This window comes from Rothia sp. HMSC065B04 (assembly GCF_001812285.1).
In the GTDB taxonomy this organism is placed as follows: domain Bacteria; phylum Actinomycetota; class Actinomycetes; order Actinomycetales; family Micrococcaceae; genus Rothia; species Rothia mucilaginosa.
The window spans coordinates 50,428-72,055 of record NZ_KV808408.1; the positions used below are offsets into that span (position 1 = coordinate 50,428).

Genomic DNA, 21,628 nt, shown 5'->3' on the forward strand with positions numbered 1-21,628 from the left:
CCGGTCTTTTTGTACTGGTTTTTGTACCCCAGTCTTTTTCTGATTAGGCACTTTGATGTACCCGGTCCGTAAGAAACGCAGAAATATTAACCGTGGTGAATATACATTCTGTGTGTCGTGGAGTACTATGAATGAGGAAACTGTCCGATCTCACAGAGGAGTACGTCGTGAAGTTCTGCCCGACTCTCGCCTCCGTCACCGGTCTGCTCGGTGGCTACAAGGTTGCATCTAGCACCGGCATCCGCCCGCTCGGTGGCGCTATCCTGGCACTGTGCGGTGCCGTGGCTTACAAGAATTGGAAGCGTAAGGCTGGCGCAGGCCGTGCCACCTTCCTCACCGCTGTCTACCTCGGCGCGTTCGGCGCCGCTCATCCGCTCGCCAAGAAGCTTGGCGCGTGGCCTGCAGTCTACACCGTGACTGCTGCAACCGCTCTGTGCTCTATCGTCATTGGACGTAAGCGACAGAAGTAGTCTTTGACGAAAAGACGGCGGAAAGGCAACGTTGCCTTCCCGCCGTCTTTTGCGTTCCCTCCCACCGTACCGGTTGGGTGGGGATGCGCCGGGGCGACGCGCGAAGGCAACACCTTCCGCGCAACGCCCCATTACTCGATGGGGAGTGAATCAACCGGTACCGCTCTCAGCCACCTGCTGAGCTGCGGCACCGCCCGATAAGTTTCCCCGCCACCGGCGGGTACACCCCACGAGGTAAAGGAAAAGAAGAAGATGAATACCACCCCGGACTCATCCCCGGTACAGCAGGGCGTAGCTGAGGCTACCTCCGAGAGCCCGCAGCTAGCGCGTGGACTCTCCCTGCGTCACATCATGTTCATCGCCCTCGGCTCCGCCATCGGCACCGGCCTGTTCTACGGTTCGGCATCCGCCATTCAGCTGGCGGGCCCCTCCGTGCTGCTTGCCTACGTTATTGGCGGCGCGGCAGTGTTCATGGTGATGCGCGCAATGGGCGAACTCGCCCTGGCGCACCCGGTCTCCGGAGCGTTCTCCGAATACGCGACCCGCTACCTTGGACGCTGGGCGGGTTTTGTGACCGGCTGGACCTACGCCCTGGAGATGGCGCTGGTCGCCATTGCGGACGTCACCGCCTTTGCCGTGTACATGAAGTTCTGGTTCCCGAACAGCCCCTCCTGGATTTGGATCGTCTCGGTTCTGCTGATTCTGCTCGCCATTAACCTGGCGAAGGTCAAGGCGTTCGGCGAAACCGAATTCTGGTTTACCCTCGTGAAGGTCAGCGCCATTGTCGCCATGATTGTTGGCGGTATCGCCCTGCTCTTCGTGGGTGTGCAGGCGCACGACTCCGTGGCGCCCTCCGTCACGAACCTCTGGGCTCTTGAAGGCGGCTTCTTCGCGAACGGATTTACCGGCTTCCTCGCCTGCTTTACCGTGGTGATGTTTGCCTTCGGTGGTATCGAGAACATCGGTATTGCCGCCGGTGAGGCGAAGGACCCGCGCACCTCGATTCCCAAGGCGATTCGCACGGTGCCGTTCCGCATCCTTATCTTCTACATTCTGACCCTGTCGGTCATCATGTCCCTGTACCCCTGGTACTCGGTGACGAAGGCGAACTCGCCGTTCGTGCAAATCTTTGAGGGCCTGGGCATTCCGGCTGCCGCTTCGATCATTCCGGCTGCCGCTTCGATTCTGAACGTGGTCATCATTACCGCCGCCATCTCTGCGCTGAACGCGGACGTGTACGGTGCCGGCCGCATGATGTACGGCCTGGCGAAGCAGAACCTGGCGCCGGCTTCCTTTGCGAAGGTTACGAAGAACGGTGCGCCCTGGATGACCACCCTCATCATGGTGCTGGTTATGGCGGTCGGTGTGATCGTGAACGTGCTCTTCGAGAACGCGTTCGAGGTGGTCGCCTCCCTGGCAACCTTCGCGACCGTATTCGTATGGGTCATGATTCTGCTGGCGCACATTGCCTTCAAGCGCAGCGGCGCCGATACCGAGGCGCAGCCGGTACGCCAGCCCCTGTGGCTGAGCTACCTGGCGTTGGTGTTCATGATCTTTATCGTGGTGCTCTTCGGCTGCTTCGCCGACACCCAGCTGGCGCTGGTGATGGGCGCAATCTGGTGCCTGTTCCTGCTGGGCTACTACCGCCTCATGGTGGTGCGCGCTCGCGCTGAAGCAGCAGAAGCATAGGGAGTAGAAGCGCAGACACCGAATAAACGTAGAGCCACTGAATAAACGTAGAGCCCGGTGCGAGGACTCGGCGTGAGAACCCGGTGTGAGAACCCGACTGCAAAGCCCGGCGACCGGTAGTGTGATGAGCTACCTGTTGCCGGGCTTCTGCTCATCCTTCCACGAAAGCGCCCCGGTAGCGTAGAATGGGAAGAACGCGTCTGCAGTCCGCAGTAGACGACGTGTATTACAGGGCGTAAGCCCACCACCCGGCGGCAACCGTCCGTACGGGACGTATGCGGTACTAACTCTAGGAGTTAAAAGTGGCACTGGATCCCGCTGTCAAGCAGGCAATCATCAAGGAATACGCAACCCACGAGGGCGACACCGGTTCGCCCGAGGTTCAGATTGCAGTTCTGTCTCGTCGTATCGCCGACCTGACCGAGCACCTGAAGTTCCACAAGCACGATCACCACTCCCGTCGTGGCCTGATGATCCTCGTTGGTCGTCGCCGCAACATGCTCGGCTACCTGAAGAGCGTCGACATCGAGCGTTACCGTTCGCTGATCGAGCGCCTGGGTCTGCGCCGATAAAACAGGAGCGTCTTGACGCTTTTGTGGTGATTAATCGCCTTTAGGCGGTGTGTGCGGACGTGCTGTCAGCACTACCAGCCCTCCATCACGGAGGCGGGTAGCGCCAGCGCGTCCGTACTGCCGCGTTGAGGGGCGCATCTTCCGCTCGCTAGATTCGGCGCTAGATTCCAACGCTAGATTCACTGCGAGAAATCGGTAGAAGACGCCGCCCCACCTGAAAGAAAGAACAGAAGGCCGTACTGGCACACACGCCGCGGTCCTCGGTAGCGAATTACGGAATAACACCACTCCCACAACCGTGCCGACACACGTCAAGCACACGAAAAGGCGGGGGAGAGGTGCCGTGGTTTCCTATCGAAGGCCGACTCGTGCGCCGTACGGCCTGCCAAGAAGAAAGAAGGAACCGTGGAAGGTCCCGAAATCAAGTTTGCTGAAGTCGAAATCGACAACGGCATTCACGGTAAGCGCCACGTGCGCTTTGAAACCGGCCGCCTCGCAAAGCAGGCTGCTGGCTCCGTCCTCGTCACCATCGATGACGAGACCACCCTGCTCTCCGCAACCGCAATCGGCAAGTCTCCCCGTGAGGGCTTCGACTTCTTCCCGCTGACCGTGGACGTGGAAGAGCGCATGTACGCAGGCGGCAAGATTCCCGCATCGTACTTCCGCCGCGAAGGCCGCCCCAGCACCGAGGCAATCCTGGCTGCACGCCTGATTGACCGCCCGCTGCGCCCCGCCTTCACCAAGGGCATCCGCAACGAGGTTCAGGTCGTTGTGACCGTCCTGACCTACGAGCCGGACGAAATCTACAACACCTTCGCAATCAACGCTGCGTCCGCATCGACCTCCCTGTCCGGTGCGCCGTTCAACGGCCCCATCGGTGGCGTGCGCATGGCACTGATCGACGGCCAGTGGGTCTGCTTCCCCAAGTACTCCCAGCTGGAAAACGCTGTGTTCGACATGGCTGTTGCAGGTCGTATCGTCACCAAGGCTGACGGTACCGAAGACGTCGCCATCATGATGGTTGAGGCAGAAGCAACCGACAACTCCTGGAAGCTCATCAAGGAAGACGGCCAGACTGCCCCCACCGAAGAGATTGTCGCAGAGGGCCTGGAAGCAGCTAAGCCCTTCATCGCAGCACTGTGCAAGGCGCAGGCTGACCTGGTGGCTCGCGCAGGCAAGCCCGCCCTGGAACTGCCCTTCTTCGGCGGCCACGGTGAGGACGTCGACGCAGCAGTTGAGGCATTCGCAGCAGACCGCCTGGCAGAGGTGTACTCCATCGCTGGCAAGCAGGAACGCGAAGCAGCGGCAGCTGAGCTGCAGGAAGAGCTCATGGAAGCTCTCACCGGCGAAGGTAAGGAATTCGAAGAGCGCTCCAACGAGGTCTCCGTAGCATTCGCTGCCCTGACCAAGCACGTGGTTCGCCAGCGCATCCTCACCGAGCAGGTCCGTATCGACGGCCGCGGCCTGACCGACATCCGCCAGCTCACCGCTGAGGTTGAAATCCTGCCCCGCGTTCACGGTTCCGCTCTCTTCGAGCGCGGCGAAACCCAGATCATGGGTATCACCACCCTGAACATGCTCAAGATGGAGCAGCAGCTGGACTCCCTGCACCCGGTCAAGTCCAAGCGCTACATCCACCACTACAACTTCCCGCCGTACTCCACCGGTGAGACCGGCCGCGTGGGTTCGCCCAAGCGCCGCGAAATCGGCCACGGTGCACTCGCAGAACGCGCAATCACCCCGGTGCTGCCCTCCCGCGAAGAGTTCCCCTACGCAATCCGTCAGGTCTCTGAGGCTCTGGGCTCCAACGGCTCGACCTCCATGGGTTCGGTCTGCGCATCGACCCTGTCCCTGCTGAACGCCGGTGTGCCGCTGCGCGCACCCGTTGCAGGTATCGCAATGGGCCTGGTCTCTGACGAGGTTGACGGCGAGACCCGCTACGCAGCCCTGACCGACATCCTCGGCGCGGAAGACGCACTGGGCGATATGGACTTCAAGGTTGCAGGTACCTCCGAGTTCGTGACCGCTATCCAGCTGGACACCAAGCTCGACGGTATCCCCGCATCCGTGCTCGCTGGCGCACTGACCCAGGCACGTGAGGCTCGCCTGCACATCCTCGAGGTGCTCGTCAGCGCGATTGACGCACCGGATGAGATGAGCGAGTTCGCACCGCGCATTATTTCCGTGAAGATCCCGGTAGCCAAGATCGGTGAGGTCATCGGCCCCAAGGGTAAGATGATCAACCAGATCCAGGAAGACACCGGCGCAGACATCTCCATTGAGGACGACGGCACCGTGTACATCGGCGCAGCTGACGGCCCCTCCGCCGAGGCTGCACGTTCGGCAGTGAACGCTATCGCTAACCCGCAGGTTCCCGAGGTGGGCGAACGCTACCTGGGTACCGTGGTGAAGGTGACCGACTTCGGCGCGTTCATCTCGCTGACCCCCGGTAAGGACGGCCTGCTGCACATCTCCGAGATGCGTAAGCTCAACGGCGGCAAGCGCGTTGTTGACGCTGAGGACGTTGTCTCCGTGGGCCAGAAGGTCCAGGTGGAGATCACCAAGATTGATGACCGTGGCAAGCTCTCGCTGGCACCGGTCGTTGAGGGTGGCGACGACGAGTAGTCGTAACCCCCGCTAAGTGATGAGGGGCGTTCGGCGCACCCGGTGCGGTTCATTCCCCGCCGGGTGTGCCGGGCGCCCCTTCGCTGTGCTTGCCCTGCATCTTTTGATGCTCACCCGCCCACCAACTGTGGGACTGCCTACAGGTAGTGGGGCGGGAATGCTTACCTTCAGACGTACCTGTTGAAAGGTTCTTCTCTCTATGTCTATTTCCCTGCCCGTCGAGCTTGAGGCAATCGCCGAAGAGCTCAACTACGAGCACGGCCGCCTCATCTACGAGGGTGTAGGCGGTAACGAGGTGCGCCGCTCCATCCTGCCTGGTGGCGTACGCGTGATTACCGAAAAAATGCCCGGTACCCGCGGCGTATCCATCGGATTCTGGGTGGGAGTCGGCTCGCGCGACGAAGCCCCCGGCATGCTCGGCTCCACCCACTTCCTGGAGCACCTGCTGTTCAAGGGCACCGGCACCCGCACCGCCCTGGACATCGCATCATCCTTCGACGCGGTAGGCGGCGAATCCAACGCCCTGACCGCTAAGGAGCACACCTGCTACTACGCGCGTGTGCTCGACGATGACGCGCCCATGGCGGTGGACGTCATTACCGACATGGTCACCAACGCCCTGCTGGATCCGGCTCACCTGGAACAGGAACGCGGTGTGATTCTTGAAGAGATCGCCATGGACCAGGACGACCCGACCGACGTTGCTTTCGAGAACTTCGTGGAGCAGCTTATGGGTGAGAACCCGCTGGGCCGCCCCATCGGCGGTACCCCGCAGGAGATTACCGAGGTGCCGCGTGACGCCGTGTGGGAGCACTACAAGCGCTACTACACCCCGGACCGCCTGGTTATTTCTGCCGCAGGTTCGCTGGAGCACAGCACCATGGTCCGCCTCGTGCTGGAGGCGCTGACCCGCTACGGCTGGAACCTGCAGGAGGGCGTGGCGCCGGCACCGCGTCGTGTACGCACCGACAGCGGCATTCTTCCGCTGAGCGAGCTGCGTGAGGTGGAGAAGGGCTTCGAACAGACCAACATTGTGATGGGTTGCCCGAGCATTATCGCCGGTGACGACCGCCGCTACGCGATGAGCGTGCTGACCAGTGCATTCGGTGCGGGCATGTCTTCGCGCCTGTTCCAGGAGATTCGTGAGAAGCGTGGCCTGGCCTACAGCACGTTCGCGTTCTCCGGTGCGTACTCGGATGCCGGCTACTTCGGCATGTACGCGGGCTGCCTGCCCGCTAAGACCGAGCAGGTGCGTGAGGTCATGGGCTACGAGTTCGATAAGCTCGCCACCGCCGGTATTACCGAGGAAGAGCTGACGAAGGTCCGCGGCCAGCTGGCTGGTTCCACCGTGCTCGGTAGCGAAGATTCGGGTTCGCGCATGTCCCGCCTGGGTCGCGCCGAGCTGGACTCTGGACTGTTCACCAGCACCGATGAGCTGCTGGAGAAGATTCGCGCGGTCTCCCTGGAGGAGGTTCGCGACTTGGCGGCGTACCTGGGGCAGCAGCAGATGATTACCACCATCGTGCGCTAGCCCCTGAACATCCCTAAAACACAACGCTGATAAGGCATAGAATGCCCGTTCCCACACCCCACCAAAGCGGGGAGGGAACGGGCATTTTGTATGTATCGGCACCTATCAAAGAGATGCCTCCAAGAAGTGCTTCCGGGCGCTCTGCCGCTCATGCTCTTGACGCTCAGCATGAGCGGCAGCACCCGAAAAGCTACCTTTGAGAGCTACTGCTGAGAGCTACTACTTCTGTGCCTTGGCAATAGCTTCCATCAGCACCTGGGCGTAGAGTTCCTGACCGGCAGCCTCCGGGTGAACGCCGTCAGAGGCCAGCAGACCGCTCTGAGTTTGCAGAGCCTGGCGGATCGCAGAGTTCCAATCCGCAATAATCACGCGATCAGAATGCTGAGCCGCAAACTCACGAATCTTACCGTTCGAGTAGTCAATCCAAGTCAGGTTGCGCGGGCCGTAACCGGTGACCAGCACCAGCTTAGAATCGGCAGGCATAGCCGCCAGAACCTCGTCGAGCTGACCGTCCAGAATGGTCGAGTTAGCGGTCACCGATAGCACGAAGGTCTTACGAATCTGACCGTTGGCACCCATGGATTTAATAATCGGCAGGGCCTTAGCGATGGTGCGTGCTTCCTGCGCGTCAATAGTTGCTTCGGGCATCTTGTCGTACAGCTCGGGGGATACCGCCACCACAATGGAGTCACCCACAATGGTCACCTGCGAAGAGTCCACCGAACCGGTTGCAGCCTTCGATGCCGAGGGGCTTGCCGAAGCCTTCGCGTCCTTACCCGCAGCGCTCGGGCTTGCCGATGCGCTCGCAGCCTGCGCCTCCTGACGAGCCTTCAGGCGTTCAGCGGCGGCACGCTTGCCGTCCTCAACGGACTGCTGCGCGGTAGTCATCGCCGGAGCGGTGTGCACCGCCAGACCGGTCGAAGCGGCAGCCACCACAACAGCCAGAGCCACCGAAACCGGCAGGAACTTAGTGCGTGAAGACTGGAAAGCCGCCACCACGCGATTAGCGCTACCGCGGAAACCGTAGCGGCGAATCGGGGTCTCAACCCAGCGGTACGACATCTCCGCAATCGCGAAGGTCGCCACCAAAACGCCCACATTTACCAGCGGGGAACGGTCCGCACCCATCAGGTAGTGCATGACCACGGCGAGCGGCCAGTGCCACAGGTACAGGCCGTAGGAGCGCTCACCCACCCAACGCAGGGGAGCGAAGTTCAGCAGGCGGCGCAGCACCTCGGAAGCGCCAGCAAGCATGTCCGGAAGCATGCCCTGAATCACGCCCAGCGCCAGCAGGGAGGCGCCGAACAGACCCCAGGGAATCGCACCGGGAGCCGACTCGGGAACCAGAATTGCGTAGGGAATCAGAGCGAACAGGGACAGCCAGCTGATCATGACGCGGGCGAAGGCAACCAGGCCGAAGGGCTGAGCCACGCGGTACAGCACGGACTGCTGCAACGGCGGGTACAGCGACCAGGGGCGCGCAAACGCCAGCAGGGCGCCGAGCAGCAGGCCGTACAGGTGAGTGTCGGTGCCGTAGTAGACGCGGCTAATGGGTGCGCCGGACATCAGAAGAGCGGTAGCAACGCTCAGTGACGCAATAATGCCCAGCACCATAACCACGCTGAAGCGACGCCACGAACGGCGCAACAGCACGCCGGCGCCAACAATGAGCAGCGGCCACACCACGTAGAACTGTTCTTCCACTGCCAGGGACCAGAAGTTTGTGAAGAGCTCCGGGGAGGTCTGCGCGAAGTAGTCATTACCGGCAAAAATGGAAATCCAGTTGGACGAGAAGGTCGCCGCACCGGCGAGCTGTCGGCCGAGGTTCACCTGAATATCGCCGCCAATGAGCAGGCTGACCGGTCCCATGACCAGAATCAGCAGGGTAATGGCGGGAAGTAGTCGGCGGGCACGGCGAATCCAGAAGTTGCCCAGGGCAATTTTGCCGGTGAGAGCACCTTCACGCAGAAGCAGGGAGGTAATCAGGAAACCGGAGATGACGAAGAAAATATCCACGCCGATCATGCCGCCGGGTAGTACGGTGGGCCAGAAATGGTACACCATCACGAGGAGCACAGCGATTGCTCGCAGACCGTCCAGACCCGGCAGAATATAACGCCGGTTAGCCTCATCTGGACGCACGGAGGAGGTAAAGAGGGACTTCATACTGTCAAAGCACTCCGTAGGATGGAAATTATAGAAATACTTCCTAATTATATGGTTGCTAACTTTAGATAACGTATTAAACGGCTTGTATGACGGTTAGATTACTTCGCTTTTTATGCCGCTGAGGTTCCGCAGGGCATCTCACCCAGCGTGTGCGATGGCGTGCACCGCGCTCACACGGGGATAATAGAGGCTGTACGTCACAGCGTCTGCCCCATCGTCGGGGTGCTCATAAGTTACGGAGGAGAGAAGATGGCCCGCGAGGGTAACGAAAAAATCTGGAAGGTAGCGGTACTCGGTGCCGCGGGCCGTATGGGTTCTGAGGCGGTGCGCGCCGTCAACACCTCCGCAGACATGGACCTGGTGGCGGCACTGGGCCGCGGCGACGACCTGCAGGAGCTGGTCGATGCTGGTGCAGAGATTGTTATTGACCTGACCGTTCCCGATTCCAGCGAGGCGAATGTGCGTTTCGCGGTGGAGCACGGTATGCACGCGGTGGTCGGTACGACCGGTTGGACCCCCGAGCGTCTGAACTCCCTGCGCGAACTGCTGGCTGAGCACCCCGAGGTGGGTGTGCTCATCGCCCCGAACTTTGCGATTGGTTCGATTCTCGCCACCGAGTTCGCGGCGAAGGCGGCACGCTACTTCGAGTCTGTAGAGATTATCGAGATTCACCACCCAAATAAGGTGGACGCCCCCTCCGGTACCGCTGTGCACACCGCCCGTAAGGTGGCTGCCGCCCGCGCGGAGGCTGGCGTGGGTGCAAGCCCGGATGCCACCACCTCCGATCCTTTGGGTTCGCGTGGTGCCGTAATCGACGATATTCACGTACATGCGGTGCGTCTGCGCGGCATGGTGGCGCATCAGGAGATTCTGCTGGGTGACCCCGGTCAGCAGCTCGTGATTCGTCATGATTCCTTTGACCGTACCTCCTTTATGCCCGGCGTGCTGTTGGGTGTGCGTGAGGTGGCGGCGCATCCGGGTTTGAGCGTGGGCTTGGACGCCTACATGGATTTGTCGTAGGGGAGCGTTATGTCTGAACAGACTTCACCCGACGCCTCGCAGGTATCTTCCGAGGCTCGTAGCCCCTGGTGGACTTCACTGCGTCTGTGGACTGTCTGCGCCTGCGTGCTGATGGTGCTGACCGTACTGATTCTGCCGCTACCTCTGGCAGCGCGTGCCTCTATTTTGGGTGTGCTGATTTTTAGCGCTGTCTTCGTGACGGTGGATGCAGGCGGCTGGGGTAAGACTTTCGCGGCGCTGACCTGCGCGCTACTGACCCTGTACCTGGTGCATATTGCGCAGCAGGGCTTCGTGATGCTGACGTCCGGTTCTGTGGCTGGCATTGTTCTTGGTGCGGGTATGATTCTGCTGCCGATTCTGGGTGCGTGGGCGCTGGTGCGTGAGGTGCTTTTCGGCGCTCGTATTCAGCGTATGGCTCAGGAGCTGGCTGCTTCGGGTGAGCTGGCGGAGGATACCCTGCCGCGCACCCCGGCGGGTCGTGTGGACCGTGAGGCTGCGGCGGTGGAGTTTGAGAGCTTCGCGGCGGCAGTGGAGCAGGAGCCGAATAGCTGGAAGGCGTGGTTCAACCTGGCGTGCATGTATGATGCGGGTGGCGAGCGTAAGCGTGCTCGTGCGGCGATGCGTAACGCGTGGGCGTTGCGTTCGGGTGGTCAGGCGAAGGGCATGCGTTAGGCTCTGACCTTGTGATCCCTAGTCAATGCCACATTTATTTTCGGTATGAGACTGATAACGCCGAGGCTATGTGCCCGGTTTCATAGGCTCTCGTGGAAGTACCGCGGGTTTGAAAGAGTCCGAATAGTAGAACACGCATGAAAACTTATGCGTTCTGTAGCAAAAATCTGCATTTCGGGCGTACTCTGGACATATGTCTGAGAACCTTTCGAACCCCGGTACTTTTGTTGAACCTGTCTTCGGTCGCCTCCTGACCGCAATGGTGACCCCCTTTGCGAAGGACGGCTCCGTGGATGAAAAGCAGGTTGCAGACCTGGCGAACTACCTTGTGGAGAACGGCCACGACGGCCTGGTGGTCTGCGGTACCACCGGTGAGTACTCCACCATGACCGATGACGAGAACGAGCGCGTCTTCCAGATTGTGAAGGATACCGTTGGTTCTCGCGCGAAGATTATTGCCGGTGTTGGTTCGAACGACACCGCGCATACTATTGAGCTGGCGCACCGTGCCGAAAAGATTGGCGTGGACGGCCTGCTGGTCGTGACTCCCTACTACAACAAGCCGACTCAGCCGGGTGTCTACGCCCATTTTGCGACCGTTGCGCAGGCAACTGAGACCCCCGTCATGCTTTACGATATTCCGGGTCGTGCGGGCATCCCCATCGCACCCGAAACCTACCGTCGCCTTGCAGAAATTGATAGTATTGTAGCGGTGAAAGACGCCAAGGCAGACTTCGGTGCCGCAACCGAGGTCATGGCAACCACCGACCTGCACTACTACAGCGGCGACGACGGACTGACCCTTCCCTGGATGGCAATGGGTGCCGTCGGTCTCGTTTCGGTGACCGCACACGTGGCACCTGCACTCTTCCGTGCCCTGATTGATGCTGTCGTTGCACAGGACCTGGTGGAGGCTCAGCGTCTTCACCTGGAACTGACTCCGATTGTCCGAGCAACTATGGGCCGTGCCCCCGGTTGCGTTGCTGCCAAGGAAATTCTTTCCTGGCAGGGTGTGCTGGATGAGCCTGTTGTTCGCCTGCCGCACGTACTCTCCGAGCCGGAGGTGGCACAGGCTATGCGAGCTGACCTGCTCTCCTCGAGCATCGCTCACACCCTCAAGAACTCCTAAACTTTGACGCATACCCGGCGCACGCAATGGCGTCGGGAGCGTATATATAGAGGAATTCGGCTACCCTACGCCCCGCTTTCGGGGCGAGTGATGTAGCCAACGGATGCGGACTCCACACCTAACACTAGGTGAGGGGTCCGCTCTGGCGTATTGTCGCGGTTTACCGCCCAATGATTCGGCTCCCACTCAGACAGGGGTCCAACTTAGTCAGAGGCACCCGAGCACTACGCCCCGAATACTTTTGAATACTTTCGGTGATTTGGACGCACCGGCAGCACCACCGCCTCGGCACATGAGAGTCGGCTGGGGTGCTTGCGGTACGAAGCGTCGCCTACGAATCACAGACATCACAAGAAAACATAGAAGAAAGAGGAGACACACGATGAGCGTCTTTGAAGCGAATCTTCCCCTGCCTCCCCGCCTGAAGAAGGACACCCTGCGCGTGGTGCCCCTGGGCGGTCTGGGCGAAGTCGGTCGTAACATGACCGTGTACGAAATCAACGGCAAGCTGCTGATTGTTGACTGCGGCGTGCTCTTCCCCGAAGAGTCCCAGCCCGGCGTGGACCTGATTCTGCCCGACTTCAGCTACATTGTCGACCGTCTGGACGACGTGGTCGCCATGGTGCTGACCCACGGCCACGAGGACCACATCGGTGCGGTTCCTTACCTGCTGCGCCGCCGCCCCGACATCCCCCTGGTCGGCTCCGAACTGACCCTGGCGCTGGTCGAGGCGAAGCTCGCCGAGCACCGCATCAAGCCCTACACCCTCGCGGTGAAGGAACACCAGGTGGAGCGTTTCGGCCCGTTCGAGTGCGAGTTCGTTGCTGTGAACCACTCGATTCCGGACGCACTGGCTGTTTACATCCGTACCAAGGCTGGCAAGGTTCTGCACACCGGTGACTTCAAGATGGACCAGCTGCCGCTGGATGGCCGCATCACCGACCTGCGCCACTTCGCTCGCCTGGGCGAGGAGGGCGTGGACCTGTTCCTGCCGGACTCCACCAACGCTGAGGTTCCCGGCTTCACCCCGACCGAGAAGCACATCGGTCCGGTGCTGTCGAACGTATTCCGTGACGCGAGCGGCCGCATCATTGTGGCGTCCTTCTCCTCGCACGTTCACCGTGTGCAGCAGGTTCTGGACGCAGCCGCTGAGCGTGGCCGCAAGGTCGTGCTCGTGGGCCGCTCCATGGTCCGCAACATGACCATCGCTGAGAAGCTGGGCTACCTGAAGGTTCCCGCCAACGTGCTGGTGGACCTGAAGAAGGTTGACGACTACCGCCCCGACCAGATCGTGATGATGTGCACCGGTTCGCAGGGCGAGCCGATGGCGGCACTGTCGCGCATGGCGAACGGTGACCACAAGATTCAGATTGAGCCCGGCGACACCGTGGTGCTCGCCTCCTCGCTGATTCCCGGTAACGAGACCAGCGTCTTCCGCATCATCAACGCCCTCATGAAGCTGGGCGCTAACGTGGTGCACAAGGGCAACGCGAAGGTCCACGTTTCCGGTCACGCTGCCGCGGGTGAGCTGCTGTACTGCTACAACATCCTCAAGCCGAAGAATGTTATGCCGGTTCACGGCGAGGTTCGCCACCTGATTGCTAGCGGTGACCTGGCGATGGAGACCGGCGTTCCGAAGAAGAACGTGCTGCTCTGCGAGTCCGGTACCGTCGTGGATCTGCGTGATGGCGTGGCGTCCGTGGTGGGCGAGGTTCCCTGCGAGTACCTGTACGTTGACGGCCGCTCCGTCGGTGAGGTCACCGAGAGCGACCTGAAGGACCGCCGCATCCTGGGTGAAGAGGGCTTCGTGTCCATCGTGACCGTCATTGACCGCGCAACTAAGCGCGTGGTGACCGGCCCGGATATTCACGCTCGCGGTATCGCTGAGGACGACTCGGTCTTTGACGAGATTGTTCCGAAGATTACCGCCGCTCTGGAGGATGCTCTGCACCGCGCACCCGAGAAGGTACACACCGTGCAGCAACTACAGCAGATTGTGCGCCGCACCATCGGTGCCTGGATTTCTCGCCGTCTGCGCCGCAAGCCCATGATTGTTCCCGTGGTTGTTGAGAACACCTCGAAGGCCGCGAAGAACTAACACTCTGCGCGAGGCTAGCTGCCCGTAAACAGCGAAAAGGCGGGGTCGATACGTTGTGTCGGCCCCGCCTGCCGTGTATCTGCGCAACGTACGCGTGAAAGCTGCGCGAAAGCTGCGTGAAAGCTCGGCGAAAGCGAACGCAGTAGGGGAGAAGCGCCTCATCAGCGCCCTATCAACACCTCTATAGGCACCGGGCGGGGCGCACTTTTTAGCTCACTGATAACGAAAGAATCGGTACATTAACGGGAAGGTTGATACCCTAAAAGGTATGGCTCCACGGACCACGAAGGGTCGTAACACGACCTCTACTAAAGCAAACACTAAGAAGACCACCCGCAAGCGCACCACCTCCCGAGGCGGTGCCCAGCGCGGTGCCAACGCGGCGAACCCTGTAGCGGGCGCTATCTCCTCCGTCTGGCTGAGCATCGCTCACGCTATCGGTGGGCTCTTCCGCTCCATTGGCGCGGTGCGCACCGACCTTGCGCCCGAAGACCGCCGTGACGGTGGCGCGCTCACCATCCTGCTGTTCGGCATGATTAGCGCCGGAGTGGAGTGGTACAACTGGCGTGCCCACACCTCCCTCGGTTTGTTGCGCGCGCCCCTGGACGCCTGGCACACCATGCTGGGTGGTATTTTCGGTCAGGGCGCCCTGTTGATTCCGGTGTTCTGCCTCATCATGGCGTGGTGTGTTTTCCGTGGGCCCGACCTGATTAAACGTAATAACCGCGTGGCGGTGGGGTCCTTCATCATGCTGATGGCGGCATCCCTGTTCTTTGCACGCCATGCGGGTCACCCGACGTTCGCGGATGGTTTTGACGCCGTCTGGGCTGGTGGTGGCGTGGCTGGCGTGCTGCTGGGCACCCCCATTGTGCGTTTGAGCGGGGGTATTGCGTTCGTTGAGATTCTGATTCACCTGCTACTGGGTATTGCCGGTCTGATGGTTCTGACGAATACCCCGATTCGTCAGGTGGTGCCGCGTACCCTGCACCTGGTCGGTTTGGCTTTGGGTGAGAAGCCTAACGGCACGACTCGAACCTCCGCGAAGGATAGCCCTTCGGATGCGACTCAGACCGTGGATCTGAACGCTGAGGAGCACGACCGTAGCTACCTGTACGAGGATGAGAAGCCGGCGCGTACGGCTCCGAAGTCTGGCGGCCTGTTCTCTCGTCTGCGCGGTTGGTTGGGCATTGCTCCCGCTGCCTCGACCGATTCTTCCCTGGACGAGTACGCCGGTGATGAAGCATTCGTGAGTGCCGTGGTGGATGAGACTCACCCGGAGACCACGCAGATGCCGGTACAGCCGGCGGACTCTGCACAGGATTCTGCGCAGGGATCCGCTCAGCAGACGCGCCCGGCGGCTAAGCCGAACCGTCTGTCCCGTCTGCCCGGTCGCCTCAACCAGGCACCGGCCGCGCAGGGTACGTCCGCCCAGGGTACTTCTGCACAGAACGGTGCTTATTCGAGCAGCCCTGACCTCTTCGACGTTGAGGCGTCGGATGCACCCGCAGCCCGCCTGGATCAGGTGCAGCGTGCCGCCGTGGCGAACGGCCGCGTGAACCGTATTCCTGGCGAGGAGCCTCTCTTTGACGTTGAGGCATATGACGGCTTCGGTGCTTCTGAGGAAGCTGCACCGCAGACGAAACCGCACCAGGTGGTGAACCTTGCACAGTCTGCTACCTCGGCTTCCGCATCCCAGGCTCCTGCAGCATCCGCGGCACAGCCTCCGATTCCGACCCGCATGCACTCGCCCGGCGCGCACTCGAAGAACGCGGCTCCCGCGGCTTCGCGAGCGCCCGAGGCTGGCGCATCCCGCCCGCTGCAGAACAATACTCAGGTGGCGACCACCGAGCAGGCACGCGGTGAGCAGGTTGTGCAGTCCTCCCGCGGCGCGTACGTGCTGCCTTCTGAGGAGATGCTGGTTTCTGGCCCGCCCGCTAAGGAATCCTCCGAGGTCAACGAGCACGTGGTTGAGGCTCTGACGAACGTGCTGGAGCAGTTCAAGGTGGATGCGCAGGTCACCGGCTTCTCGCGTGGCCCGACCGTGACCCGTTACGAGATTGAGCTGGGTCCCGCCACGAAGGTGGAGCGTGTGACGGCGCTGAGCAAGAACATTGCGTACGCTGTGGCGAGCCCGGATGTTCGTATTCTGTCCCCGATTCCGGGTAAGTCCGCAATCGGTATTGAGATTCCGAATACGGACCGTGAGACCGTTGCCCTGGGTGATGTGCTGCGTTCCCCGCAGGCTCACGCGAACCAGCACCCGATGGTCATGGGTGTGGGTAAGGACGTTGAAGGCGGCTTCGTGCTGGCGAACCTCGCGAAGATGCCGCATATGCTGGTCGCTGGTGCGACCGGTGCCGGTAAGTCTTCGTTCGTGAACTCGATGATCACCTCGATTCTGATGCGTGCAACTCCCGACCAGGTGCGCCTGGTGATGGTTGACCCGAAGCGTGTGGAGCTGACCGCCTATGAGGGTATTCCGCACCTGATTACGCCCATCATTACGAACCCGAAGAAGGCTGCTGAGGCTCTTCAGTGGGTAGTTCGTGAGATGGACGCCCGTTACGACGACCTCGCCCACTACGGCTACAAGCACGTGGACGATTTCAACAAGGCGGTGCGTGAGGGTAAGGTTCAGCCCGATCCCGGTAGCAAGCGCACGGTGCACGAGTACCCGTACCTGCTGGTGATTGTTGACGAGCTCGCCGACCTGATGATGGTCGCTCCGCGTGACGTGGAAGAGGCGATTGTTCGTATTACGCAGCTGGCGCGTGCGGCGGGTATTCACCTGGTGCTGGCGACCCAGCGTCCGTCGGTGGATGTGGTGACCGGTCTGATTAAGGCGAACGTTCCGTCTCGTATGGCGTTTGCGACCTCCTCGGTCACTGACTCTCGCGTGGTGCTGGATCAGCCCGGCGCTGAGAAGCTGATCGGTCAGGGTGACGCGCTCTTCCTGCCGATGGGTGCCTCGAAGCCGATGCGTGTTCAGGGTGCGTGGGTGTCTGAATCTGAGATTCACGCCGTGGTTGAGCACGTGAAGAAGCAGGCGCCGACCATCTACCGTGAGGACGTGATGGTCTCTGCCGCGAAGAAGCAGATTGATGAGGAAATCGGCGATGACCTCGATGATCTGCTACAGGCGGCGGAGATTGTGATTACGACCCAGTTCGGTTCGACCTCGATGTTGCAACGTAAGCTGCGCATGGGCTTCGCGAAGGCTGGCCGCATCATGGACCTGCTGGAGTCGCAGGGCGTGGTGGGCCCCTCGGAGGGCTCGAAGGCACGTGAGGTGCTCATCCGCCCGGATGACCTGCAGGCGACCCTGGCGCGTATTCGCGGTGAGGAGCCTCCGGCTGCCGACCCGTACGCGAACGCGGTGGACCCGGGCGAGGCGGTCACCGACTATTTCGATGAGCCCGATGATGATGGCTCGGAGGACGCCTGGCAGCTGACCGGCCGTTAGCCTTTCAGCGCCCTATCCATTCGGCTGAGTCCACTCGGCTGGGTGAACTCGCGACATACACCCCGTATCGTCCCCGTGATGTCTGCTACGGCACACGTATAATGGACGGTACGGGGTGTTTGCGTACCCCCGATACGATTAGGTGTCGGTGCGTATGCGGTCTCTCACCGTCGAAAGCCATCTACCCGTAAGGAGCCGATATGAGTGAAGCTCGCAATTCCGCACCCGCCGGTGCGGTCAGCACAGCGAAGCCTTCGAACTGGAACGTGCCGAATGTGTTGACGGTTCTGCGTATTATTGCGGTTCCTTTCTTCATCGTTGCCCTAGTCGCGGGCGGTACCTTTGGTGCCGCTGATCCGACGCACCGCTGGCTCGCGTGGATTATTTTCATTCTTGCCATGCTCACGGACTGGGCGGACGGCTACCTGGCGCGCTCGCGTAACTTGATTACGAGCTTCGGTAAGATTGCTGACCCGATTGCCGATAAGTTCCTCACTGGCGCGGCGTTCATTGTGCTGTCGGCGCTGGGTGAGCTGTGGTGGTGGGTCACGATTGTGATTCTGTTGCGCGAGTGGGGCATTACGATCATGCGTCTGTTCGTTATTAAGTACGGTGTGATGGCCGCTAGTAAGGGCGGCAAGATTAAGACCGTGCTGCAGACGGTGGCGCTGGTGCTGATGCTTCTGCCGCTGGGGCAGCTGGGTATCGGTTGGCTGATTCCGGGTTGGGTTCTGATGGGCGCGGTCACCGCGATTACCGTGTGGACCGGTCTGGTGTATGTGCGTGATGCGTATATTTTGCGTCGTAACTGGTTGCAGGCTCAGGCCTCCCAGGGCGGCGGTAACTAGAGGCGAGGGGAGTGGCGTGTGCTGCTCCCCTTCGCTGTACCTGCGGTGCGGTGTGTACCGCGTAAGGTTCGGGCGGCGGTGCGCCGCTGAAAGGAGAGAATGATGGTTCCCCTCGTACTTGAAGATGCTCTGTCCGCTGGGCTTTCCTCCGCTGAGGTTTTCTCCGGCACCCCGGAGGCGGCGGCGCTGCTGCTGCGTGATGCGGTGCGGTTGCGTGCCTCCCAGGAAGGCCCGGTGCAGGTGGCGACGGCTGAGTCGCTGACCGGCGGGGATGTTGGCGGCACGATTTGTACGGTGCCGGGCGCATCCGCGTATTACCGTGGCGGCGTGATTTCCTACGCCTACGAGGTGAAGGCGCAGGTGCTGGGAGTGGATGCTCAGCTGCTGGCGCGTGAGGGTGCGGTGCATCCTGCGGTGGCGGTGCAGATGGCGGTCGGTGCGGCGCGTGTGTGCGGTGCCGATTATGCGGTGTCGACCACGGGTGTTGCCGGTCCCGATCCTGCGGATGGGCAGCCGGTGGGCACGGTCTATATTGGCGTGTGTTCCCCGGGTGGTTCTGAGGTGTTTGAGCGCCACTATTCGGGGGATCGCGCGCAGATTCGTGCGGCGGCGAGCGCGGATGCGATTGCTCTGCTGGCGCGTGCGGTGCGTGGCGGTGCCGGTGGGGTTCTGAAGGACGAGCTGGCGTAGCGTGCAGGGCTGTACGGTACCTATCTGAGAAAAAGTTTTACGGTTCAAATATATTCACAGGGTTCTCTCAGCTCCGCAGGAATAAAGGCATAGGTTCGCCTGTTTGAATAGATACAAGCCGTAAGAAGAGGACGAAAATGGCGAGGCTCCTAGCTCGCGCCTCAAAAATCAGTTAGGCTTAACTCTGTACAGTCCCGCAGGTCGGGAATACCTACTCAGGAAAGTGATATAGAAGCTCATGGCTAAGCAGCGCGTATCGATTAATGGCATTACTAAGTGGAAGGAAATCGAGGAGACCCCCCGACAGGTCGCCCCGGTCGTTGAGGAAGCTAAGGTTGTTCCCCTGCGACAGGCAATCGGTGAGGTTCTTCGCGATGTTCGTCAGCGTCAGGGCCGCACCCTGCGTGAGGTTTCCCAGCGTGCCCGTGTTTCCCTCGGTTACCTGAGCGAAGTTGAGCGCGGTCAGAAGGAAGCTTCCTCCGAATTGCTGGCGTGGATTTGCCAGGCTCTGGATATTCCGATGTCCCAGATGCTGCGTGAGGTTGCCGACCGTATGGCGGTTCTCGAGGGCGTTCAGATTCCGGATACTGTTCCGGCTGAGATGTCTGAGCAGTACAAGAGCGATTACTACGTTCTCTCGAAGTAATGCGAGGCGGCACATGCCGCGCTAAACGTGAAGCGATGCCGTGCATCCCCGTAAGGTGGGTGTGCGGCATCGCTTATTCTGGCTTTACTCTCGGTTTATTCTGGGGGGTTGCTCTCGGGCGAGATGTGGGTGATGTGACGAATTATGAAGCGAACTAGCGGTGAAGCGTAAGGAGTGCTTGTGAAGCTGAGCGAATTTTGGGCGTGCATGGAGTATGAGTTCGGTGCCGGGTATGCTCCGGTGCTGGCGCGTGATTTGGTGCTGGGTTCGCTGGGTCATGTGACCGCTGCGGAGGCGCTGGACCAGGGGGTTAACCCGAAGGATGTGTGGCTTGCGATCTGTGAGGAGCAGGAGATTCCGCAGGAGCGTCGCCTGGGCCCCGATAAGGAGCCATTGCGCTAGTCGGTGAGTCTGGCGCTTTCTCGCGTAGGGGCGGGGCCTACCGTTTGTTCGAGTGCTAGCGCCTGCGCGGGAGGTATTTTCGAATAATTAGCCGATAATCCGGGGATTTTCGAAAATATATGCCGAAACCCTATCCGATTTATTCGAAACCGTGTCGTAATTTTGTTCGACTCATGCTAGACTTTTCCACATCAGGAATTTTTCGGAAAAATCTTCAAAGTTTTCCACAGATTTTAAAAAATGGCCTTATCCTGTCAGGCTGTGACCCTAGAGTAGTCTCAGAAGGAACCGGTAGGCCAAAACCTTCAAGGTCTCGATCACGAGTCCCACCGATTCCGAAGAAACATTACTCCCGTCAACCACTGACAACACAAAGAACGAGGTACTACCGTGGCTAAGAACACCAAGTCTCAGAGCGTAGCTCGCGTTCCCGAAGAGGGTCGCGCCAAGGCACTTGAAGCCGTGATGGCACAGATCGACAAGAACTACGGCAAGGGTGCAGTCATGCGCCTGGGCGATAAGGAAATCACCAAGACCGAGGTTATCTCCACCGGCGCTATCGCCCTGGATGCCGCTTTGGGTATTGGCGGTCTGCCCCGCGGTCGCGTCATCGAGATTTACGGTCCCGAGTCCTCCGGTAAGACCACCGTTGCGCTGCACGCTGTAGCGAACGTTCAGAAGGCAGGCGGCGTGGCAGCATTCATTGACGCCGAGCACGCACTGGACCCGATTTACGCGGCTAAGCTGGGCGTGGACATCGACCAGCTGCTGGTCTCTCAGCCCGACACCGGTGAGCAGGCACTGGAAATTATGGACATGCTGGTTGGTTCCGGCGCCGTTGATATCGTGGTCGTCGACTCCGTTGCCGCGCTGGTTCCCCGCGCCGAAATTGAAGGCGACATGGGTGACTCCCACGTGGGTCTGCAGGCTCGCCTCATGAGCCAGGCGCTGCGTAAGATTACCGGCCGCCTCTCCGCAACCGGCACCACCGCAATCTTCATCAACCAGCTGCGTGAGAAGATTGGCGTCTTCTTCGGCTCTCCCGAAACCACCACCGGTGGTAAGGCGCTGAAGTTCTACGCTTCGGTCCGTATCGACATCCGCCGCATTGAGACCCTCAAGGACGGCGCTAACCCGATCGGTAACCGAACCCGCGCCAAGATCGTGAAGAACAAGATGGCTCCGCCCTTCAAGCAGGCTGAGTTCGACATCCTCTACGGTGAGGGCATCTCCGTTGAGGGTGGCATCCTGGACCTGGCGGTGGAGAACGACATCGTCAAGAAGTCCGGCGCATGGTTCACCTACGATGGTGAGCAGCTGGGCCAGGGCCGCGAGAACGTTCGTAAGCTGCTCAAGGACAACCCCGAGCTCACCGAGGAACTGCAGTACAAGGTTCTGGTGAAGCTGGGCATCATTGAGGAAGAAGCTGAGGAGCAGGTAGCCGCTGAGTCCGAGGGTAACGACCCGCTGGACGAGCTGGCTGAGGAGTTCTAAACCCGCCCGCGTAGCTTCTTGCTAACGCCACGACTGATTGCCGTGTGCTGTGCATTCCGCACGGTGCACGGCAATCTGTCGTTAACGGGAGCACGTTAAATGGAGTAAGA

General features: G+C 60.6%; 16 protein-coding genes. 15 read left to right on the forward strand and 1 reads right to left on the reverse strand.

Annotation, left to right across the window (positions count from 1 at the left end; translation table 11 throughout):
* Positions 1-131 precede the first annotated feature (131 nt).
* From HMPREF2845_RS03655 to HMPREF2845_RS03675, 5 genes are all read left to right on the forward strand, one after another.
* Positions 132-470, forward strand: a complete 339-nt coding sequence (locus HMPREF2845_RS03655) for a hypothetical protein (protein WP_049344379.1) — start codon at positions 132-134, stop codon at positions 468-470.
* Positions 471-722: 252 nt separating this feature from the next.
* The gene (locus HMPREF2845_RS03660) at positions 723-2,159 is read left to right on the forward strand and encodes an amino acid permease (protein ID WP_070633920.1); all 1,437 of its coding nucleotides are present in this window, start codon (positions 723-725) and stop codon (positions 2,157-2,159) included.
* Between the two features lie 302 nt (positions 2,160-2,461).
* Complete coding sequence (gene rpsO / locus HMPREF2845_RS03665) at positions 2,462-2,731, forward strand: 30S ribosomal protein S15 (protein WP_005507098.1); 270 nt, start codon at positions 2,462-2,464, stop codon at positions 2,729-2,731.
* 405 nt (positions 2,732-3,136) lie between these two features.
* Entirely contained in the window at positions 3,137-5,356 is a 2,220-nt protein-coding gene (locus tag HMPREF2845_RS03670) for a polyribonucleotide nucleotidyltransferase (protein ID WP_070633921.1), read from the forward strand.
* A gap of 199 nt (positions 5,357-5,555) precedes the next feature.
* Positions 5,556-6,887, forward strand: a complete 1,332-nt coding sequence (locus HMPREF2845_RS03675) for a M16 family metallopeptidase (protein ID WP_070633922.1) — start codon at positions 5,556-5,558, stop codon at positions 6,885-6,887.
* A 219-nt stretch (positions 6,888-7,106) separates the two neighbouring features.
* On the opposite strand, the gene HMPREF2845_RS03680 is transcribed toward HMPREF2845_RS03675, so the two are convergent.
* Positions 7,107-9,053 (reverse strand): acyltransferase family protein, encoded by a 1,947-nt coding sequence (locus tag HMPREF2845_RS03680; RefSeq protein ID WP_070633923.1) that lies wholly within the window; start codon positions 9,051-9,053, stop codon positions 7,107-7,109.
* A gap of 252 nt (positions 9,054-9,305) precedes the next feature.
* On the opposite strand from HMPREF2845_RS03680, the gene dapB reads away from it, so the two are divergent.
* The 10 genes from dapB (at position 9,306) to recA (ending at position 21,518) form a co-directional block, all read left to right on the forward strand.
* Positions 9,306-10,076, forward strand: coding sequence for a 4-hydroxy-tetrahydrodipicolinate reductase (gene dapB / locus HMPREF2845_RS03685; protein ID WP_049345105.1), 771 nt, complete (start codon positions 9,306-9,308; stop codon positions 10,074-10,076).
* A gap of 9 nt (positions 10,077-10,085) precedes the next feature.
* Positions 10,086-10,748, forward strand: coding sequence for a tetratricopeptide repeat protein (locus tag HMPREF2845_RS03690; protein ID WP_049345103.1), 663 nt, complete (start codon positions 10,086-10,088; stop codon positions 10,746-10,748).
* A 193-nt stretch (positions 10,749-10,941) separates the two neighbouring features.
* On the forward strand, positions 10,942-11,877 hold the full coding sequence (dapA, locus tag HMPREF2845_RS03695) for a 4-hydroxy-tetrahydrodipicolinate synthase (protein WP_070600699.1): 936 nt from the start codon (positions 10,942-10,944) through the stop codon (positions 11,875-11,877).
* 382 nt (positions 11,878-12,259) lie between these two features.
* The gene (locus HMPREF2845_RS03700; protein ID WP_070633924.1) at positions 12,260-13,975 is read left to right on the forward strand and encodes a ribonuclease J; all 1,716 of its coding nucleotides are present in this window, start codon (positions 12,260-12,262) and stop codon (positions 13,973-13,975) included.
* A 268-nt stretch (positions 13,976-14,243) separates the two neighbouring features.
* The gene (locus tag HMPREF2845_RS03705; protein WP_070633925.1) at positions 14,244-17,438 is read left to right on the forward strand and encodes an FtsK/SpoIIIE family DNA translocase; all 3,195 of its coding nucleotides are present in this window, start codon (positions 14,244-14,246) and stop codon (positions 17,436-17,438) included.
* A gap of 200 nt (positions 17,439-17,638) precedes the next feature.
* Entirely contained in the window at positions 17,639-18,286 is a 648-nt protein-coding gene (pgsA, locus tag HMPREF2845_RS03710; RefSeq protein ID WP_049356045.1) for a CDP-diacylglycerol--glycerol-3-phosphate 3-phosphatidyltransferase, read from the forward strand.
* 99 nt (positions 18,287-18,385) lie between these two features.
* Positions 18,386-18,976 (forward strand): CinA family protein, encoded by a 591-nt coding sequence (locus HMPREF2845_RS03715; protein WP_070633926.1) that lies wholly within the window; start codon positions 18,386-18,388, stop codon positions 18,974-18,976.
* A gap of 238 nt (positions 18,977-19,214) precedes the next feature.
* A complete protein-coding gene (locus tag HMPREF2845_RS03720) occupies positions 19,215-19,622 on the forward strand; it encodes a helix-turn-helix domain-containing protein (protein WP_070633927.1) in 408 nt (135 codons plus the stop codon).
* 180 nt (positions 19,623-19,802) lie between these two features.
* A complete protein-coding gene (locus HMPREF2845_RS03725; RefSeq protein ID WP_005507110.1) occupies positions 19,803-20,024 on the forward strand; it encodes a DUF3046 domain-containing protein in 222 nt (73 codons plus the stop codon).
* Positions 20,025-20,414: 390 nt separating this feature from the next.
* A complete protein-coding gene (recA, locus tag HMPREF2845_RS03730) occupies positions 20,415-21,518 on the forward strand; it encodes a recombinase RecA (RefSeq protein ID WP_060823733.1) in 1,104 nt (367 codons plus the stop codon).
* Positions 21,519-21,628: the final 110 nt, after the last annotated feature.

Bases quoted from the DNA above. Each gene is read 5' to 3' on its own strand.
- HMPREF2845_RS03655 (WP_049344379.1), top strand. From the start codon at position 132: ATGAGGAAACTGTCCGATCTCACAGAGGAGTACGTCGTGAAGTTCTGC.
- HMPREF2845_RS03660 (WP_070633920.1), top strand. From the start codon at position 723: ATGAATACCACCCCGGACTCATCCCCGGTACAGCAGGGCGTAGCTGAG.
- HMPREF2845_RS03675 (WP_070633922.1), top strand. From the start codon at position 5,556: ATGTCTATTTCCCTGCCCGTCGAGCTTGAGGCAATCGCCGAAGAGCTC.
- HMPREF2845_RS03680 (WP_070633923.1), bottom strand. From the start codon at position 9,053: ATGAAGTCCCTCTTTACCTCCTCCGTGCGTCCAGATGAGGCTAACCGG.
- dapB (WP_049345105.1), top strand. From the start codon at position 9,306: ATGGCCCGCGAGGGTAACGAAAAAATCTGGAAGGTAGCGGTACTCGGT.
- HMPREF2845_RS03690 (WP_049345103.1), top strand. From the start codon at position 10,086: ATGTCTGAACAGACTTCACCCGACGCCTCGCAGGTATCTTCCGAGGCT.
- dapA (WP_070600699.1), top strand. From the start codon at position 10,942: ATGTCTGAGAACCTTTCGAACCCCGGTACTTTTGTTGAACCTGTCTTC.
- HMPREF2845_RS03700 (WP_070633924.1), top strand. From the start codon at position 12,260: ATGAGCGTCTTTGAAGCGAATCTTCCCCTGCCTCCCCGCCTGAAGAAG.
- HMPREF2845_RS03705 (WP_070633925.1), top strand. From the start codon at position 14,244: ATGGCTCCACGGACCACGAAGGGTCGTAACACGACCTCTACTAAAGCA.
- pgsA (WP_049356045.1), top strand. From the start codon at position 17,639: ATGAGTGAAGCTCGCAATTCCGCACCCGCCGGTGCGGTCAGCACAGCG.
- HMPREF2845_RS03715 (WP_070633926.1), top strand. From the start codon at position 18,386: ATGATGGTTCCCCTCGTACTTGAAGATGCTCTGTCCGCTGGGCTTTCC.
- HMPREF2845_RS03720 (WP_070633927.1), top strand. From the start codon at position 19,215: ATGGCTAAGCAGCGCGTATCGATTAATGGCATTACTAAGTGGAAGGAA.